General features: G+C 32.9%; 15 protein-coding genes. 4 read left to right on the top strand and 11 right to left on the bottom strand.

Going from position 1 to position 14,821, the window contains the following annotated elements; all coding sequences use genetic code 11:
* Position 1: 1 nt before the first annotated feature.
* The gene (locus K4L44_15765; protein ID QZE13965.1) at positions 2-1,090 is read left to right on the top strand and encodes a chorismate mutase; all 1,089 of its coding nucleotides are present in this window, start codon (positions 2-4) and stop codon (positions 1,088-1,090) included.
* A gap of 27 nt (positions 1,091-1,117) precedes the next feature.
* Here K4L44_15765 and K4L44_15770 read toward each other — a convergent pair whose 3' ends face one another.
* The 3 genes from K4L44_15770 to K4L44_15780 all read right to left on the bottom strand — a co-directional run bounded on the left by K4L44_15770 (position 1,118) and on the right by K4L44_15780 (position 3,120).
* Positions 1,118-1,507: a ribonuclease P protein component gene (locus K4L44_15770; GenBank protein QZE13966.1), complete on the bottom strand. Its 390-nt coding sequence runs from the start codon at positions 1,505-1,507 to the stop codon at positions 1,118-1,120.
* A gap of 62 nt (positions 1,508-1,569) precedes the next feature.
* On the bottom strand, positions 1,570-2,319 hold the full coding sequence (locus tag K4L44_15775) for a uroporphyrinogen-III synthase (protein ID QZE13967.1): 750 nt from the start codon (positions 2,317-2,319) through the stop codon (positions 1,570-1,572).
* Between the two features lie 42 nt (positions 2,320-2,361).
* Positions 2,362-3,120 (bottom strand): DUF4271 domain-containing protein, encoded by a 759-nt coding sequence (locus K4L44_15780; protein QZE13968.1) that lies wholly within the window; start codon positions 3,118-3,120, stop codon positions 2,362-2,364.
* A gap of 193 nt (positions 3,121-3,313) precedes the next feature.
* On the opposite strand from K4L44_15780, the gene K4L44_15785 reads away from it, so the two are divergent.
* The gene (locus tag K4L44_15785; protein QZE13969.1) at positions 3,314-4,249 is read left to right on the top strand and encodes a tRNA-dihydrouridine synthase family protein; all 936 of its coding nucleotides are present in this window, start codon (positions 3,314-3,316) and stop codon (positions 4,247-4,249) included.
* A 60-nt stretch (positions 4,250-4,309) separates the two neighbouring features.
* On the opposite strand, the gene K4L44_15790 is transcribed toward K4L44_15785, so the two are convergent.
* Both K4L44_15790 and polA read right to left on the bottom strand, forming a co-directional pair.
* Entirely contained in the window at positions 4,310-4,465 is a 156-nt protein-coding gene (locus tag K4L44_15790) for a hypothetical protein (protein ID QZE13970.1), read from the bottom strand.
* A gap of 104 nt (positions 4,466-4,569) precedes the next feature.
* Entirely contained in the window at positions 4,570-7,371 is a 2,802-nt protein-coding gene (gene polA / locus K4L44_15795; protein ID QZE13971.1) for a DNA polymerase I, read from the bottom strand.
* A 333-nt stretch (positions 7,372-7,704) separates the two neighbouring features.
* Between polA and K4L44_15800 the strand changes: the two genes are divergently transcribed.
* Positions 7,705-8,679 carry a polyprenyl synthetase family protein gene (locus K4L44_15800; GenBank protein ID QZE13972.1) on the top strand — a complete coding sequence of 325 codons (975 nt, stop codon included), beginning with the start codon at positions 7,705-7,707 and terminating at the stop codon, positions 8,677-8,679.
* A gap of 23 nt (positions 8,680-8,702) precedes the next feature.
* On the opposite strand, the gene K4L44_15805 is transcribed toward K4L44_15800, so the two are convergent.
* The 4 genes from K4L44_15805 to dtd form a co-directional block, all read right to left on the bottom strand.
* Positions 8,703-9,590 carry a YegS/Rv2252/BmrU family lipid kinase gene (locus K4L44_15805; protein ID QZE13973.1) on the bottom strand — a complete coding sequence of 296 codons (888 nt, stop codon included), beginning with the start codon at positions 9,588-9,590 and terminating at the stop codon, positions 8,703-8,705.
* Between the two features lie 140 nt (positions 9,591-9,730).
* Positions 9,731-10,615, bottom strand: coding sequence for a deoxyribose-phosphate aldolase (gene deoC / locus K4L44_15810; GenBank protein QZE13974.1), 885 nt, complete (start codon positions 10,613-10,615; stop codon positions 9,731-9,733).
* Between the two features lie 3 nt (positions 10,616-10,618).
* A complete protein-coding gene (locus K4L44_15815) occupies positions 10,619-10,948 on the bottom strand; it encodes a nucleotide pyrophosphohydrolase (protein ID QZE16022.1) in 330 nt (109 codons plus the stop codon).
* 32 nt (positions 10,949-10,980) lie between these two features.
* Entirely contained in the window at positions 10,981-11,430 is a 450-nt protein-coding gene (gene dtd / locus K4L44_15820) for a D-tyrosyl-tRNA(Tyr) deacylase (GenBank protein ID QZE13975.1), read from the bottom strand.
* Positions 11,431-11,507: 77 nt separating this feature from the next.
* Between dtd and K4L44_15825 the strand changes: the two genes are divergently transcribed.
* Positions 11,508-12,440, top strand: a complete 933-nt coding sequence (locus tag K4L44_15825) for a lipoate--protein ligase (protein ID QZE13976.1) — start codon at positions 11,508-11,510, stop codon at positions 12,438-12,440.
* Positions 12,441-12,444: 4 nt separating this feature from the next.
* Here the strand turns inward: K4L44_15825 and uvrC are convergent, their stop codons facing one another.
* Both uvrC and K4L44_15835 read right to left on the bottom strand, forming a co-directional pair.
* Complete coding sequence (uvrC, locus tag K4L44_15830) at positions 12,445-14,250, bottom strand: excinuclease ABC subunit UvrC (GenBank protein ID QZE13977.1); 1,806 nt, start codon at positions 14,248-14,250, stop codon at positions 12,445-12,447.
* A gap of 13 nt (positions 14,251-14,263) precedes the next feature.
* Positions 14,264-14,803, bottom strand: a complete 540-nt coding sequence (locus K4L44_15835) for an adenine phosphoribosyltransferase (protein QZE13978.1) — start codon at positions 14,801-14,803, stop codon at positions 14,264-14,266.
* Between the last annotated feature and the right edge of the window lie 18 nt (positions 14,804-14,821).

The following is a 14,821-nucleotide window of genomic DNA, read 5'->3' on the forward strand; positions in this document are numbered from 1 at the left end:
TATGGTTACCGAATTAGATATCCGTCCTATATCGCATTGGACACAAGATGAAAAATACCCTCTTTTAGTTGCTGGACCTTGTAGTCTTGAAACAGAAGAGCAAACATTAGAAACAGCTAGACTATTAGCAAAAGATCCGAGAGTTCATGTCTACCGAGGTGGAGTATGGAAGCCTAGAACACGCCCTGGATCATTTGAAGGAGTCGGTGAGATTGGCCTTGAGTGGTTGAAAAAAGTAAAAGCAGAGACAGGACTTAAAGTGGGTACAGAAGTAGCAAATGCTCAACATACAGAAGCTTGTCTTAAAGCGGGTATTGATGTTCTTTGGGTTGGTGCAAGATCTACTGCCAGTCCTTTTGTTGTTCAAGAGATTGCGGATGTTTTAAAAGGTACCGATGCTACAGTAATGGTAAAAAATCCTGTCAACCCAGATGTACAACTATGGATTGGTGCCATCGAACGACTTCACCAGGCAGGGATTAAAAATCTAGTGGCAATCCATAGAGGTTTTACTCCTTTTCAAGAGACTAAATACCGTAACTACCCAAGATGGAAAACACTAATCGAACTTAAAAGACTTCTTCCAAACCTTCCTGTTATTTGTGATCCAAGCCACATCGCAGGAAAAAGAGAACTTCTATTTGAAGTAAGTCAAAAAGCCTTTGATATGGGTATTGATGGACTGATGGTAGAGTCGCATAGAGATCCTAGTTGCGCATTGAGTGATGCAGCACAACAACTTACTCCAACAGATCTAGGAAGTATGCTTGACAAACTTGTGTTAAGAAAACTTCATATCGATAATCCAAGTTTTGAGAACAAGCTCGATGAACTACGAAATCGTATTGATGCGATGGACCATGAAGTAATGGAACTTCTCTCTTCAAGAAACAAAATTGTATCTCAAATTGGAAACTACAAAAAGGAAAATAACGTTACTGCTCTTCAAATTGATCGTTGGACTGAAATGATGAATAATCGCACGAATCTTGCACAGAAATTAGGGTTAGATGAAACGTTCATAAAAATACTATTTCAATTAATCCATGAAGATTCAGTTAGACAGCAAACTGAATTTATTGACAAATAGAATATTAAAGAGATGAACATTAAATGTTCATCTCTTTTTATCTTGTTGTGAATCCGAAATCTTTCGTATCACTTTCTTCACAGCACTTTCTATTCGGCTGTAAGGTAACTCCTCTTTAGCAATATAAATAAACATTATTGAAAGAGATTCACTATGTAAATCTAAAGAAGATTTATTCAACCGATAACTCTCTTTCATCCTCCTCTTCAGAAGATTCCTTTTATTCGCTCTCTTAAAAAGTCTTTTAGGTACAGTAAATGCACACTGAACAGGTGTATCTTTCTCTACATTAATAGAATCACTAAGATAAACTGCCTTTATTGGGAAACAAAGTGTAGAATGACCTTCGGTAAACATCTCTTCGATGACCTTTTTACTACACAATCTCTCCTGTTTCTTAAACGTATTTTTATTCATTTATCAAAGCAATAAAAAGAGGGAGAACATGCTCCCTCCTAAAAAAAAACTCCTATAATTAATTACTTGTCACCCTTATGCAATTTGATATATCTATCAATTGCCATTGTCATAGAAGGAGCTTCAGGTATTGGCGCATTCACATCTAATCGTAAGCCTGCATCAGATACAGCTTTTGCTGTAGCAGGACCAAAAGTTGCAATGCGAGTATCATTTTGCTCAAAATCAGGGAAATTTTGCATCAATGATTTGATACCCGAAGGACTATAAAAAACAAGCATGTCATAATTTACTTCTTTTAAGTCAGAAAGATCACTACTTACTGTTCTATAAAGAATTGCCTTGGTAAACTTAAGCTTAGCACGCTCTAACATCTCAGGCATTTCTGGCTTATGGATATCAGAGAGAGGGAAAAGATAGTTTTCCTCTTTATGCTTTTTCATCAAGTCAACCAAGTCATTAAAACGTCCACTTCCTACAAAGATCTTTCTTTTACGATAGACGATATATTTTTGTAGATAAAAAGCAGTAGCTTCCGAAATACAGAAATATTTTAATGAATCTGGTACTGACACACGTGTCTCTTCGCAAATCCTGAAAAAGTGATCAATCGCAGTTCTACTAGTAAATATTACTGCTGTATGATCTAGTATTTGCGTACGAGTTTTACGGAACTCTTTAGCTGGAATTCCTTCTACATGTATAAATGGGCGAAAATCAATTTTTAAATTGTTTTTCTCAGCTAAGTCAAAGAAAGGCGACTTACCCGCTGCTGGTTCTGGTTGAGAAACTAATATCCTTTTGATCTTCAAAGCTCTAAAGATTTATGGGTTTACTTATAATATACCCTGTATCTATCCAAGTAACCACTTAGATATCAAAAGTATTGGTAAAATTTCGAGGGTACAAAGGTACAAAATCAAATAAAAAATAGAAAAATGTTTTCTTAACAATACAAATATAGATCTAAAAAACATGAAGAAAAACGAAATCACTAACACTCCTAAAGATATATATATCAATTGATTATGAACATCTAAAACGTATACAATACAAATATTTAGAATTAACAAAATAACCCCAATTAGTTTTATAAAAAGTGCATTATTAAACAATATTGCATCAGAAATGACTGAAATATCGAAAATCCATGAGATTAATTTGAACAGATAATACCTGATAAAGCTGTATAAAGCTGTAAATAACAACATAAATCCAAGTAATGTCGTTTTTGAATATGGTAGTAAAGAAAAAGTAGTCAATACCTCCACTCCAAAAAATGATATCATAAACCATGAAAGAAAATCTAGACGAAAAGCGGCATTACCAATTCTATAAGGGTTTTCCCTGTAAATACGTTCGGCAACGCCACCATATATAAGCGATTGAAATATTGAGTTTAGATACTTCGGAAATATAATTCGTACAGAAGCAAGAATAATAAAACATACTAAAAGTATTCCAAAAGAAATATTCTCATAAACACCAATATGATTGATTAATCCCTCTTTACGTATAGGCAAAACTGTTATAACAGTAGAATTATCATTGAATGGTACAGAATCAGTCTTTGATATCGAGTCAACAGTAAATAATTTGTCCTGTTTCAACATAGATTATATATAAGTCATATTGTTAAAGTTGTTTCATTGAATAGCACAAAATTATATATAATTAGATTAAAAAACTTATCATTAAAAGTAATTATTCTAAAAGATGATGTTGAAATAAACTAGAACCAAAATAATAGAAATACATCAAAAGATAAATACCTTTGCAAAGTATGAACAGATATAAATACAAAAGATGAAACTATACCTCGCTCCTCTTCAAGAATATACAGAATACAGTTATAGAAATGCAATAAATAAATATATAGGTACTTTTGATAAATATTTCATCCCTTATATTAGTTATAACAACGACAAAAAATTAAAAAATAGACAACAGCGAGATATATTAACCGAAAACAATCAAAATATTCATGTCGTTCCACAGATATTAGCTTCAAATAAACAAGAGATTGAATTCTTAATTCCTTTTTTAAGCGACTATAAGGAGCTAAATATCAACTTTGGATGTCCATATCCAATGGCTACAAAAAGAGGGCGAGGTGCAGGTATATACAACCATATAGAAGCGACACATGAGATCTTAGATACCATATTAAAAGAATTTGATGGGAAAGTATCCATTAAAATGAGAAGTGGTCTAGAAAGCCATGAGACATGGAAAGAGATGGTCGATATCTTAAACGAATATGATCTAGAGGAGGTGATAATACATCCTAGAACTGCAAAACAACTATACAAAGGAAAGGTAGATTTATCATATTTAGATGAATTTGTAAAAAAATTAAGACATGATGTAATCTATAATGGGGATATAAATACTTTAGAAGATTATTCATCTATATTATCTCATACCAACTTAATAAAAGGGGCTATGCTGGGAAGAGGTGCTCTGAATGATATTCATTTGGTCCAAAAGATTAAACAAAATGATGCTAATATCGAAAACCAATTAAATATACTTATTCAGATACATCAAGATGTATTTCAAGATATCAATGAACAAACTGATATTGAACAACAGGTGATTCAGAAGATGGAAAGGTTTTGGTCCTATTTCTGCAACCACTTCAATAACAGCCATAAAGTTTATAAAAAATTTAAAAAATCAAGGAATATCAATGAATATAAAGCGGCTCTATCTTTTGCAAAGCAACAGGGAGTTCAATAAAATTAAAAAGGGAGAACATCATTCAATGTTCTCCCTTTAAATTAATTAAATAAAGAAGAGTTAGACTAAACTCTCAACAAGCTCTACATCTAACAACTCCTCCTCTACATCTTCTTCAATTGCCCTAGCTTCGTAAGCATCTAGCACAGAAGAAATGGAATCCGATGCATCTTCTGCATCAGCATCACCACTTGCTAACGAAATCAAGTGTTTCATTAACAAGGAACGATATTCTTCCTCTGAATTAATCCCCTTTTGTAACATAAAATTAAATCATTAAAAAATAAGTATTTCAGTAAAATGAGAAGTAATGTAGCAGATTAATGTGCCTCTAACCAATTTGCTCCAAATCCGACATCTACTTTCAAGGGGACAGTTAAATCTACTGCATTTTCCATCTCTGACTTAATTATAGAACAAACAAGATCCAATTCTGTTTTACAAACTTCAAAATTTAATTCATCATGAACTTGTAAAATCATCTTAGATTTAATTTGCTTCTCTTCAAAACTTTTCTGTATACTGTTCATCGCAATTTTAATAATATCAGCAGCAGAACCTTGAATTGGTGCATTAATTGCATTTCTCTCAGCCATTCCACGCATCATTCCATTTGCAGAGTTAATGTCTCGAAGATATCTACGTCTATTTAATATCGTTTCAACATAATGATTTTTTCTGGCAACTTCGATTTGATTGTTCATGAATTCCTTCACTTGCGGAAAAGATTCAAAATAACCATCGATTAAAGACTTTGCTTCACTTCTAGAGATATTTAATCTCTGTGAAAGTCCAAAAGAAGATATACCATAAATAATACCAAAGTTGGCAGTTTTTGCTTTTCTTCTCATATCAGAAGTTACTTCATCAACAGCAACTTTATATATTTTAGCTGCAGTAGCCGTATGAATATCTTGATCTTGCTTAAAAGCTTCAATCATTCCCTCATCCTTACTTAAATAGGCCATAACCCTAAGCTCTACCTGTGAATAATCCGCAGAGACAAAAATATGTTCTGGAGAAGAAACAACAAATGCTTTTCTTATTTCGCGACCTTGATCATCACGAATAGGAATATTCTGAAGGTTTGGATTATTAGAACTTAAACGACCTGTTGAAGTAACTGTCTGATTAAATGAAGTATGAATCTTACCTGTTCTAGAGTTTACTAGTTTAGGAAGGGCTTCAACATATGTAGAAAGAAGTTTCTTAGTAGATCTAAATTCTAATACTTTGTTAATAATAGGATGTTTACTACTTAACTTAACTAGAACCTCCTCTGATGTCGAGTACTGTTTTGTTTTCGTCTTCTTGGCATTAGAATCTAAAGCTAGCTTTTCAAAAAGTATAACACCAAGTTGTTTAGGTGATGAAACATTGAATTTCTCACCAGCCATCTCTGTAATTTCTGTCTCTAGTTCTAACAGCTCCTTCGTTAAACGTACTTTTGTATCTTTCATGGAGGAAACATCAAAATTTACTCCATTGTTTTCGATCTCACACAACACATGAACCAATGGCATTTCTACTTTCTCAAAAAGTTCTAATACCCCAGCATCAACAACCAAAGGCTCTAAGATATTTTTTAATCTTAAAGTAAAGTCAGCATCTTCACAAGCATAAGTACAAACCTCGTCAACAGGAAGATCTCTCATTGTTTTTTGATTCTTTCCCTTCTTTCCTATAAGGCTTTCTGTAGGTATCTTTTTGTAATTTAGATACTGCTCACATAGGTAATCCAAATTATGACGAAGCTCTGGTTGTAAAAGATAATGAGCAATCATCGTATCAAAAAGCACCCCTTTTACTTTGAGCCCATATTGCATTAAGATCAAAATATCGTATTTAATATTTTGCCCTATCTTTTGGATTGAGTTGTCTTCAAAGATCGAAGCAAACTCTTTTAGAATCAAAGAAGCCTCATTACGATCATTTGGCATAGGAACATAGAAAGCTTCGCCTTCTTTATAAGAGAAAGAGATGCCAACAATATCAACTGAGAATGGATCCAAACCAGTTGTTTCTGTATCAAAACAAAATTGTGATTGTACAGAAAGATCTGCGCGCAAATCTGCACGTAACTCAGGTGTATTTACAAGATAATATTTCACCTTTTCATCAGATATTGACAAAATTGTTTCACGTGGAATCTCTTTTTCTTGTACTTGATCAAAAAGAGAAGGTTGAGAAACATTACTAAAAAGATCAATATTAGACTGCAAAGGAGTTTTGCTACTAGTAGGGACAACCGATTCGTACTTTTGTATAAGAGCTCTAAATTCCATTTCTTTAAACAAAGTAGTCAACTCGGCAGAATTAGGTTCTTTCCTTTTCATCTCATCTAGAGAGGTACTAACAGGTGCATCTAAAATAATTTCTGCAAGCACTCTAGATAATCGAACCTTCTCTTCATTCTCTTCCAATTTAGTTTTTTGAGCACCTTTCAATTTACCGATATTTTGGTAAATACCATCGATAGATCCGAATTGATTAATTAGTTTAGTGGCCGTTTTGGGTCCAACACCAGGACATCCAGGAATATTATCAGAACTATCTCCCATCAACCCGAGGATATCGATAACTTTTATTGGATCATCGATACCAAACTTTTCATTCACTTCAGGGATACCCCAAATCTCCACATCATTACCCATTCTTTTAGGCTTATACATAAAAACAGACTCATTGACTAGCTGTGCATAATCTTTATCAGGAGTCATCATAAAGGTTGTAAATCCAGCCTCTTTAGCCTTTACAGAAAGGGTTCCAATCACATCATCAGCTTCATATCCGATAGATTCAACGATAGGAATATTATAGGCGCTAATAATTTTCTTAATATAGGGAATTGAAAGTCTTAAATCTTCAGGCATAGCATCCCTATTGGCCTTATATTCAGAAAATAACTCATGTCTAAAAGTCGGAGCATGAACATCAAATACAATTGCAATATATTCAGGATCCTCTTTCTTTATTAGATCTTCTAGAGTATTCGCAAAACCTAACATTGCAGAGGTATTTAAACCCTGCGAATTAAATCTCGGATTCTTAATAAATGCAAAATAGGATCTATAGATCAATGCATAAGCATCAAGTAAAAATATTTTTTTTTCAACTGCCATGAAGAGTAATTGTTAAGTAAACGGAGAATATTTTATAACTTCCTAATTTCAAAAAGATTACATTTTGTAGAACAAAGATATAAATTCGATGGTTCTCCGTAAGTTGAAATAGTTAAAAAACAAAAGGAATTTCGTCATCTTACATGTTAATATATAGAATAAGGTTCCAATAAGGAACTACACATCATATCACGACCTCATTATGATGAAAACATAAAAGAGTCGTGTGTTATAAACAAAAGAGTCGAAACTAAATTAAGACTATTGGATTATATTATTACATTTGGTAAATATTCAAACGATAGTCTACAATCGCATTGTAAGGAGTAGTATATGACAACATTTGATCAAATAACATCCCCTATAAAAAACCACCTACAAGAATTCGAACCCTACTTTAAGGAAGCAGTTAAGAGCAACATTCCGATGTTAGACAAAGTGCTTCATTATATTATTAGGAGGAAAGGCAAACAGATGAGGCCTATCATGATATTCTTGGCTGCTGGTTTAACTGGAGATATTACAGAAAAAGCTTATCATGGTGCAATAACAATCGAGCTACTACATTCTGCAACATTAGTACATGATGATGTCGTAGACGATTCGTTTCAAAGAAGAGGAGCCTTCTCTATTAATGCACTATGGAGAAATAAAATTGCTGTACTTGTTGGAGACTTTATCTTAGGTAAGGGAATGACTTGGTGTATCGAAAAAAGAGAGTATAAATTTCTAGAATTAATCTCTGAGGCGGTTTCATCAATGAGTGAAGGAGAGATCATTCAAATAGACAAAGCAAGAAAGTTAGATATCACTAGAGAGGTATACTTTGATATAATTGAGAAAAAAACTGCATCCCTGCTAGCATGTAGTGCGGCTATTGGTGCAGCATCAAATACCGATGATGATGAGATTATCAATACACTAAAACAATTAGGTCGAGATATAGGTATTGCATTCCAAATTAAAGATGATATTCTTGATTACAAACAAAGTAATGTTATTGGAAAACCAAGTGGTAATGATCTTAGAGAACGCAAGATTACGCTACCGATGATATATGCATTAGAAAACTGTAACAAAAAGGAGAAAAAAAGGACTCTAAAGCTATTGATGAAGAAAAAGAAAACTTCTGATGATATTCAAGTACTTACTGAATTTGTTATTTCCAAAAATGGATTAGTACATGCAGAAAAAGAGATGATGAAATTTACAGAAAAAGCAATTCAAACATTGAATACTTTTCCTGAATCACCATACAGCAATGCATTAAATCATTATATAGATTTTGTTACCCAAAGAAATAAATAGAGAAATCGGGTGTTATATAATTACTATATAACACCTACTTTATTTTTAGGAATCATTACTTTTAATGAGTTGTTTTTTAACTGGATAGACAATTCCTTATCTGAAACAACAGGTTCACCATCGACATGTAACATATTCTCTGGTTGAATAATAAGACACTCTTTACATCGAAAAGATTGATAGATTCTTGTACTAGGCAACTTCTTTGCGAACAAAGCGAACAAAAGATACGGCACTTCATAAAGATGTGGCTTTTTAATAACATTGACAGTAAAAATACCATCCTGAAGACTTGCATTAGGATCAATAAATGCATTATTTCCAAACTGTGATGAGTTTGCAAAAGAGACCATAAAAGCATCAAAATTTTGCTTTTCTCCATCAATATGCAAAGTATACTTTCTATCCTTATAACTAAAATAGGTAGACCAAATAGCTTTTACATAAGAAGATAGTCCCCTACTATCCATTTTAGCAAAAATATGACTTATATAGGAGTCATACCCAATACCCGAAACATTAATAGAGATAAAGTCATTAATCTGAAGTGTATCTACTGATGCAGATACAGATTCATTAAGTTGATGAATAGCCTTTTTAGGATTACATGAAATACCTAGATGACGAGCAAACCCATTGCCTGAACCACAAGGAATGATTGCTAAGGATGATTGTGAAAAAAGCAATCCTTGGGCTACTTCGTTAACAGTTCCATCTCCTCCAACCGCAACAACAATATCGAAACCATTTTGTGATGCTTCTTTGGCTAATAAGATAGCATGACCAGCATATTCAGTTTCACGAATTTCGATCTCAAAACGATCAGCATCTAACGTTTTTTTTATCAATTCGGCAACCCCCTTCTGTTTACCTGTACCAGAAATAGGATTAATCAACACCAACATTTTCATATTAGGAAATAAATAATTGTAAACTAAAAAGATCAACTACACGATGTTATCTACATAACATACACTATAGAAACAAAGATAAAACGATCTATTGGCTTTGCAATAGATCGTTTAAAATAGTGTTTAATAATGTATAATGGTTAGAAGAATTTAGTTTCCTCTCCCACTATAGATGTTAATAAGTTATTTGCAAGTCGGCTAGCACCAAAACGGAACAAAGTAGAACTTAACCAATCATTTCCAAGAATATCCTTCACAACACAAAGAAAATCAACCGCTTCATGTGTTTCAGTAATTCCACCAGCTGGTTTAAAACCAACCTTCTTTCCAGTTTCCTTGTAAAAGTATGAAATTGCATGACACATTACATAAGCAGCCTCAAGAGTAGCTGCAGGATCCATTTTACCAGTAGAAGTTTTGATAAAATCTGCTCCAGCATGCATAGAAAGAAGACTCGCTTTCCATATTAACTCAGGATCATGCAATACACCTGACTCTAAAATAACCTTCAAATGAGCATCTCCACAAGCACTTTTATGTTTTTTTATCTCATTAAAGACCGATTGATAATCCCCACTAAGCATATCCCCTATAGGTATTACAATATCAATTTCATTGGCTCCTGCATCAACAGTAAGCTCTGTCTCCTTACATTTCACATCAATGAAAGTCATTGAAGATGGAAAACATCCGGAAACAGCTGCTAAATTAACACCCTCTACATTTAAAGTCTCTCTAACAGTCTTAACTAACTTAGGGTATACACAAATAGCAGCAACATTTTGTAGTTCAGGATAAGCAGAAGGAAACTCATTTACCTTTTGTGTAAAACGAACTCCTTTATCTTGAGTATCAGTAGCATTTAATGTTGTAAGGTCAATACAAGATAAAGCCAACTTATAATAATCAGGAGTATTACAAACCTCAGTTTGTCTTTTAATAATATCCTGAATATCTTTTTTTACAGCATCTAATGAGAAATTTCTATCGAAATCTTTCATCATAGATAAATCCATCTCTTTCATATTCTACTTAAGTTTATCGTTATTAATATGTCTCTTTGAGTCTCTTTCTGTTTTCTTACGAAAGTTCCTTTCTAGTGCATCCGTAAGATCAATCCCTGTTTGATTTGCAATACAAACGAGAACCCAAAGAACATCACTCAATTCATCGGCAAGATGATCAACTGTCTTATCTCCATTTTTAAAAGATTGATCCCCATATGTTCTCGACATGATTCTAGCTAACTCACCAACCTCTTCCATTAAGATTGCAGTATTTGTTAGCTCAGAAAAATAGCGCACCCCATAGGTTTTAATCCAATCATCAACTTTATCTTGAAGCTCTTTTATGGAGATATCATTAGGAGAAGACTCTAACTTTCTCATGATTATCTATTTTTGGAATCCATTATAATTGTTACAGGCCCATCATTGATCAATGATATATTCATATCTGCACCAAAAACACCTGATTGAACATCTGAATCTAAAACATCATCCATTTTGTGAAGAAATATCTCGTACAAAGGAGTAGAAATATCTGGTTTTGCAGCATCAATAAAAGATGGACGATTGCCCTTTTTCGTTTGTGCCATTAAAGTAAACTGTGAAACAACCAAAATTTCACCTTGAATATCAATCAAAGAACGATTCATAAGTCCATTCTCATCTTCAAAAATACGCATTTGGGATATTTTCTTTACCAACCATTGAATATCCTCTTCACAATCCTCATTACCTACTCCCAAAAAAACAAGAAGCCCTTTCTCTATTCTAGAATGTATGGCACCGTCAATTTCAACAGAAGCCTTCATTACGCGTTGCAAAACTACCTTCATAATTTATAAACAATAATGAGTTTTAACAGTTATATAAAATACTTTATCACAAAAGTAATGAAAGAAAAGAAGAACATATGCTAAAAATTATATGCAGTAATACCACAAACCCGTTTTTCAACATAGCAACGGAAGAATTTCTTCTTAAAAACAAGGATGAAGACTTTCTCTTTCTATATATAAATGAGGATTCGGCAATCATTGGAAAACATCAAAATGCATTTGAAGAAGTATCTTCAGAATATATTAAATCCCAGAGAATACCTGTATTAAGAAGAATATCTGGTGGAGGGACAGTAGTCCATGATATGGGCAATATTAACTTTAGTTTTATACGTAAATTGGAGAACATTGAGACTCTCTCATATAAACAATGTATTGAACCACTTCAACATTTTTTAGCAGAGACTTACTGTGTCGATGCACATCTATCTGAGCGGAATGACATACAGGTAGATGGAAAGAAAGTCACTGGAACTGCTTTTCATATATATAAAGATAGAATAATAGCACATGGAACATTGTTAATAAACAGCAACTTAAGTAAGATATCGAAAATATTGAATGCACCAAGTTCTCTATTCCAAAGCAAAGGGGTCAAATCAAAAAGGAGTAGAATAATGAACCTAGGGGGATATAAAAACATTCCTACAAAGCTGGAAGTTGTAACATTAGATTTGATACATTACTTTGAAAAGAAAGGTGGAATCTATTATGATATCGAATCGGAAATTAATAAAGAATCAATTGAGAAGTTAATAAAACAGAAATACAATAAATGGGAATGGAATATAGGGTATGGGCCAAAATTCAAGTTCTTGAAATCCCTAGATAATACAAACAAAACAGTCATGTTCCACGTGGAAAAAGGATACATTACAGATAGTAATATACTCTCTGAAAAATTGATTGAAAAGAAGATTCCTTTTAAACAGGGAGAACTAGCTATTGAATTACATAAAGAAAACAGTTTTGAAGTAGTATCAATAATAGAAAAATATCTATTGTAAGGTACTATTGTTTAAAAAAATCATAGACGATAGTACCTTTTGATTTACCAACAACTGTCTGAAGAGCATCAAGAGAAGCGTCCTTAATCGCTTGTACACTTTTAAAATTAGTTAGAAGGGTACTTTTCGTTTTAGGGCCAATACCTGTTATCTCATCTAATTCTGAATTTAAAAAACCTTTTGACCTTTGATTTCTATGAAAAGTAATCCCAAAACGATGGGCTTCATCTCGTAGATGTTGAATAACTTTTAGTGTCTCACTTTTTTTATCTAGATATAATGGTATTGGATCACCAGGGAAAAAGATCTCCTCTAGTCTTTTTGCTAATCCAATAACACAAATTTTATGAAGAATATTTAACTCACGTAAGATCTTAACAGCAGCACCAAGTTGACCTTTACCTCCATCAATAACAATCACATCAGGAAGAGGTAAATTTTCTTTTACCAAACGAGAATATCTTCTATGAACAATCTCTTCCATAGAAGCAAAATCATTCGGACCTTCTACTGTTTTTATATTAAAATGACGGTAGTCTTTTTTTGATGGTTTACCATTCTTAAAAACGACGCAAGCTGCAACAGGATAATGTCCTTGTATATTACTATTATCAAAGCACTCGATATGACGAGGATAGACCTTTAAATTGAGATCCTTCATCATCTTCTCCATCAACCTATCTACTTTTAGTTCTGGATTTTTTAGAGAGCGTGCCTTCTTCTTTTCAAGTTTAAAGTATTTCGCATTTCTTGAGGACAACTCTAATAACTTCTTCTTATCTCCAATTTGCGGGATAATAATTTTAACCTCATCGAATTGTATATCCAATGCAAAAGGGACCAAAATCTCACGAGATACACTAAAAAACTTCTGACGAATATCCACGATCCCTTTCTCTAATATTTCGGAAAGAGGTTCATCAAGTTTTTTCTTGTACTCTACAGTATAAGATTGAATAATAGCACCATTTTTCACCTTTATAAAGTTCACATAACCTGACTTCTCATCTTCATCGACAGTAAAAATATCAACATCCTTAATTTTAGAACTTACAATAGTGGACTTACTCTTATAATTATTTAGTAGATCAAACTTGATTTTATACTCATTAGCCTCCTCAAAACGCATCTCTTCAGATAGTTTCATCATCATATTCTTTAGATACTCAAGAACTTCAGATAAATTACCATTAAGAATATGTTTAACTTTTGATATATCATTACGATATAGCTCTTCAGAATAGTTTCCCACACAGGGCCCATAGCAATTTTGAATATGATATTCTAAGCATACATTAAACTTTCCTGAATCAATATTCTCTTTAGTAAGCTTTAGTTTACAATTTCTAAGCTTAAAGATACGATGAATGAGATCGATTAAAGCACGAACCATTGTGGTAGAAGTATATGGACCAAAATAGATAGAACCATCTTTGACCACATTACGAGTAAGGAATACTCGTGGAAAAGATTCATTACTAATACAAATCCATGGATAAGACTTATCGTCTTTGAGCAATATATTATACTTTGGTTTGTATTTTTTTATAAGGTTGTTCTCCAACAGAAGTGCATCCTGCTCTGTTTCAACAACAATATGCTCAATAGAGGTAATTTTTCTTACAAGAATCTCTGTTTTAAGATTATCATGAGTCTTGTTAAAATAACTTGACACCCTTTTTTTTAGATTCTTTGCTTTACCAATATAAATAATAACACCAGCCTTATCAAAGTATTGATAAACACCTGGTTCGGAAGGCAAAAGCTTGATCTTATCTTTTAAAGAGTTCTTGTAAGAATCATCTTCCATAATGAAATAGTGATTAAAATCTTAATAGAGAGTATACGTCATATTTATCTTCAATGCGTTCTCTTCCTTTCAAGAAGTCTAATTCAACCATGAAATTGACATAAGATTTTTTTACACCAAACTTATCTACAAGAGAAGTTGCAGCACAAACTGTACCACCAGTAGCAAGCAAGTCATCATGAATAAGTACAACATCTTCTTTATTTAATGCATCTTTATGTATTTCAATAGTATCTGTCCCATACTCAAGATCATAAGATTCTTGAATTGTTTCAGCAGGCAGTTTACCTGGTTTTCTTACAGGAACAAAACCAGCATTTAAACGATAAGCAAGGACACTTCCTAGAATGAAGCCTCTACTTTCAATACCGATCACCTTGGTAATACCTTTATCTTTATAATATTCATATAGTTCATCCACACAATATACAAGAACTGCAGGATCTTTGATTGCTGTAGTAATATCTTTAAATACAATTCCCTCTTTAGGAAAATCAACAACATCTCTAATCGATGCTTTTACCTCGTCTATACTAATTTGCTTAGAATTCATGTAAAAAAAAAAATGGGA

The sequence above is a fragment of the Prolixibacteraceae bacterium genome (assembly GCA_019720755.1).
Lineage (GTDB): Bacteria > Bacteroidota > Bacteroidia > Bacteroidales > Prolixibacteraceae > Halosquirtibacter > Halosquirtibacter laminarini.